4 protein-coding genes and 2 pseudogenes are annotated in these 3,074 nt (G+C 63.3%); 5 read left to right on the top strand and 1 reads right to left on the bottom strand.

Annotated features, from left to right (window positions below; genetic code table 11):
• Positions 1-50: 50 nt before the first annotated feature.
• The 5 genes and pseudogenes from EN964_RS30240 to EN964_RS30220 all read left to right on the top strand — a co-directional run.
• Positions 51-245: pseudogene (locus tag EN964_RS30240) on the top strand (PDZ domain-containing protein); the annotation flags it as partial.
• A 149-nt stretch (positions 246-394) separates the two neighbouring features.
• On the top strand, positions 395-1,006 hold the full coding sequence (locus EN964_RS30235; protein ID WP_127267352.1) for a sulfite oxidase-like oxidoreductase: 612 nt from the start codon (positions 395-397) through the stop codon (positions 1,004-1,006).
• The gene (locus tag EN964_RS30230) at positions 1,003-1,749 is read left to right on the top strand and encodes an FAD-binding oxidoreductase (protein WP_127267351.1); all 747 of its coding nucleotides are present in this window, start codon (positions 1,003-1,005) and stop codon (positions 1,747-1,749) included. The genes EN964_RS30235 and EN964_RS30230 overlap by 4 nt, the downstream gene beginning before the upstream one ends.
• A gap of 100 nt (positions 1,750-1,849) precedes the next feature.
• Complete coding sequence (locus tag EN964_RS30225) at positions 1,850-2,083, top strand: AbrB/MazE/SpoVT family DNA-binding domain-containing protein (protein WP_127267350.1); 234 nt, start codon at positions 1,850-1,852, stop codon at positions 2,081-2,083.
• The gene (locus tag EN964_RS30220) at positions 2,080-2,487 is read left to right on the top strand and encodes a type II toxin-antitoxin system VapC family toxin (protein WP_127267349.1); all 408 of its coding nucleotides are present in this window, start codon (positions 2,080-2,082) and stop codon (positions 2,485-2,487) included. The genes EN964_RS30225 and EN964_RS30220 overlap by 4 nt, the downstream gene beginning before the upstream one ends.
• 19 nt (positions 2,488-2,506) lie before the next feature.
• Here the strand turns inward: EN964_RS30220 and EN964_RS30215 are convergent.
• Positions 2,507-3,074, bottom strand: a pseudogene (locus tag EN964_RS30215) (hypothetical protein); the annotation flags it as partial.

The raw sequence follows: 3,074 nt of genomic DNA, 5'->3' as shown, positions 1-3,074 counted from the left end.
CCCGTCTCGACGCCGGCCTTGGCCGCCGGCGAACCGTCGTTGACCTCTGAAACCAGCGCGCCGCCGCTTCCGGAATACAGGCCGGCGACATCATCGTCGCCGTCAATCAGGTGCCGGTCAAGAACGCCAGGCAGGTAACCCAGGCGATCGCCTTGGCCGGCAAGTCCGGCAGGAAATCGGTCCTGTTGCTGGTCGAGCGTGGCGACGCTCAAATGTACATCGCGGTGCCTTTTGCCAGTGGCTGAGAACTGCTGTTGACGGGAACGCGGAGCGGCAGGTCCATCGGTGACGGTCCCGCCGGTCTCCGCCCGTCAAGATTTCGGTTGCCCGTCACGGCATCTTCGAGAACATTGCGTCAGGCCGATAGTGGCCTGATTGCATGGGGATTGCCGCTATGGTCACCCGAGGTTTCTCTTCAGGACGGCGCCCGCCAGCCGATGGCGATGCCCGCATCCCGCCGGGCCAATATCTGGAACAGGGTTTTCCGGTGCTGTCGGCCGGTCCGACGCCGCGCGTGCGTACCGAGGATTGGTCTTTCACGCTGAAACATGGGCCACGCCCGATCAAGAAATGGAACTGGACCGAGTTCAACGCGCTGCCGATGACCAAGATGACACGCGATATCCATTGCGTGACAGCATGGACCAAGTTCGACACGCCGTGGCAGGGCGTGCTGGTCGACGATATCCTTGCCGATGCGGGTGTGGAGCCGCCGACCGGCTTCACGCTGGCGCACGCGTTCGACGGCTACACCACCAACGTGCCGGTCAAGGACCTCACCGCCGGCAAGGCCATGGTGGCGCTGCTCTACGAAGGCAAGCCGATCACACCGGACCATGGCGGCCCGGCAAGGCTGCTGGTGCCGCATCTTTATTTCTGGAAGTCGGCCAAATGGTTGAACGGCCTGCAATTCACCACGCGAGACGAGCCCGGTTTCTGGGAATTGCGCGGCTACCATATCTATGGCGACCCATGGCGCGAGCAGCGCTACACGGACGATCCATGAGCGATGCGGCGGCAGTGCAGTCGCCCTGGCAAACAGCCGGCATCGTCCGCATCGAAAAGCGCACGCCGCGTGTCACCAGCTTCTTTTTCCAGCCGTCTCGGCCCTTCGCCTATCGCGCCGGGCAGCATGTCGACGTCAGGCTGACGGCGCCGGACGGCTATCAGGCGCGCCGCTCCTATTCCATCGCCTCCGCGCCCGAAACGAGCGGCGCAATCGAACTGGCGATCGAAAAACTCGACGATGGCGAGGTCTCGCCCTTCTTCCACGAGGTCGCGGCAGTGGGCGATGAAATCGAACTGCGCGGGCCGCTTGGCGGGCATTTCGTCTGGCCGGAGGATGAGAGTGGACCGCTTGTTCTGGTCGGCGGCGGTTCGGGCGTCGTGCCCTTGATGTCGATGCTCCGCCACCGCGCCGCGCATAATTCAGCGGTGCCCGTCGTCCTGGTCTTTTCGGTCCGGGTCTGGGACGAAGTGATCTTTCGTCACGAGTTGATCGCCCTCGACGAACGCCAGGACGGCTTCGACCTGATGCTGACACTGACGCGCGAAGCCGCACGCCGCCCGGCCGACTATGCGCGGCGGGTAGACGTCGCGATGATGGTTCAAGCCATGACGCGGCTGCCGGAGCCGCCTGGCATCGCCTTCGTCTGCGGCTCCAACGCCTTCGTTTCCGCGGCCGCCCAAGCGCTGATCAATGCCGGCGTTGCAGCGGAAATCATTCGCACCGAACGCTACGGAGTTTGAACGGACTCTGGCGGTTCGGTAGAGACACGATGCTTCAAGCCTTGAAAATCGACCGATGAGGTAATACCTTGTCGGAATATGGTATTACCAAGGAGTGAAGATGGCCACCACCGTCACGGCAAAGGGACAAGTGACCATTCCCAAACCCGTCCGCGACCTCCTGGGGATCGTCCCGGGCAGCAGAGTCGATTTCCGGCGCGCCGCCGATGGCAGCGTGGTGTTGGCTCGGGTTGACAGAAAGCCGCCTGCGAGCCGCTTCGCCAATCTGCGCGGCCATGCCGGCGAGGGGCTCACGACCGAGGCTATCATGGCGCTGACGCGTGGCGGAGCGTGACGTTCGTCGACACCAACGTTCTGCTCGACCTTGTTACGGACGATCCCAATTGGGCGGGCTGGTCGATCGCGCAACTCGAGGCGGCAAGCCTCGATGGGCCATTGTTGATCAATGATGCGGTCTATGCAGAACTTGCCGTTCGCTACATCAGAATCGAGGATCTTGAGGCATTTCTGGATGCGGCCGGTCTCGAAATGGCTCCGATGCCAAGAGCCGCCCTTTTCCTTGCTGGAAAGGTATTCACGCAATACCGCCGATCGGGAGGATCGAGGACCGGCGTCTTGCCTGACTTCTTCATCGGCGCACATGCCGCCGTCACCAAGCTTCCGCTTCTGACCCGTGATGTCGGCCGCTACCAGACCTATTTCCCATCCTTGAGGCTGATCACTCCCGACGCCTTATAGCTGCCGGGTGGGCCTTCCTTCAGCCGACCGGAAAGAAATCCGCCGACAGCAACTGGAAAGGCAAGGCGCCATAGGCGGCCACCGTGGCCGCGTCGTTCCACTCGCGAAACTGTCGCGATGGTCGCGCCTCGAGCGTCAAGGCAACTCGCGCGCCGCCGAGAGTCACCTTGCCGCGAAAATGCAGCACGCGTTCCCTGCCGGACCGGCTGATGGCCATGGCGCGCAGGCGGGCAATATGCTCGCCACCGTCATTGATCTCCATCTCGATGCGGCGCCGGACCGGCGGAACGCCGATCCTGACGGTGATTTCGAGCATCATGTCGCCGGTCGTTTGCGGACAGGCGATGGCCTGCGAAAACACCAAAGGCGCCGATGCTGCTTGAGGCTTGCGCGCGGCCGATCTGCCGCGCCAAGGTGTGGCGGGCGGCTCCTGCTGCAACCGGCCCTTCTTCCGCTTCAGGCGCAACTGCTTGGCAAGCCCGCGCGATAGCCAGACAAGACCGCCGAAATCCGTGCGCGGCTTGGCTTGCAGAACCGACGACCAACGCGACAGGCCAACCCCGTCGGCCATGTCCAAGATTCTGGCC

The sequence above is a fragment of the Mesorhizobium sp. M7A.F.Ca.CA.001.10.2.1 genome, from assembly GCF_003998575.1.
Classification (GTDB): Bacteria; Pseudomonadota; Alphaproteobacteria; order Rhizobiales; family Rhizobiaceae; genus Mesorhizobium.
This window is presented reverse-complemented; position numbering and strand designations above follow the sequence as displayed.

What these genes read in the sequence shown, in the direction of transcription:
- EN964_RS30225 (WP_127267350.1), top strand. Translation starts at nt 1,850, where the DNA reads ATGGCCACCACCGTCACGGCAAAGGGACAAGTGACCATTCCCAAACCC.
- EN964_RS30235 (WP_127267352.1), top strand. Translation starts at nt 395, where the DNA reads ATGGTCACCCGAGGTTTCTCTTCAGGACGGCGCCCGCCAGCCGATGGC.
- EN964_RS30230 (WP_127267351.1), top strand. Translation starts at nt 1,003, where the DNA reads ATGAGCGATGCGGCGGCAGTGCAGTCGCCCTGGCAAACAGCCGGCATC.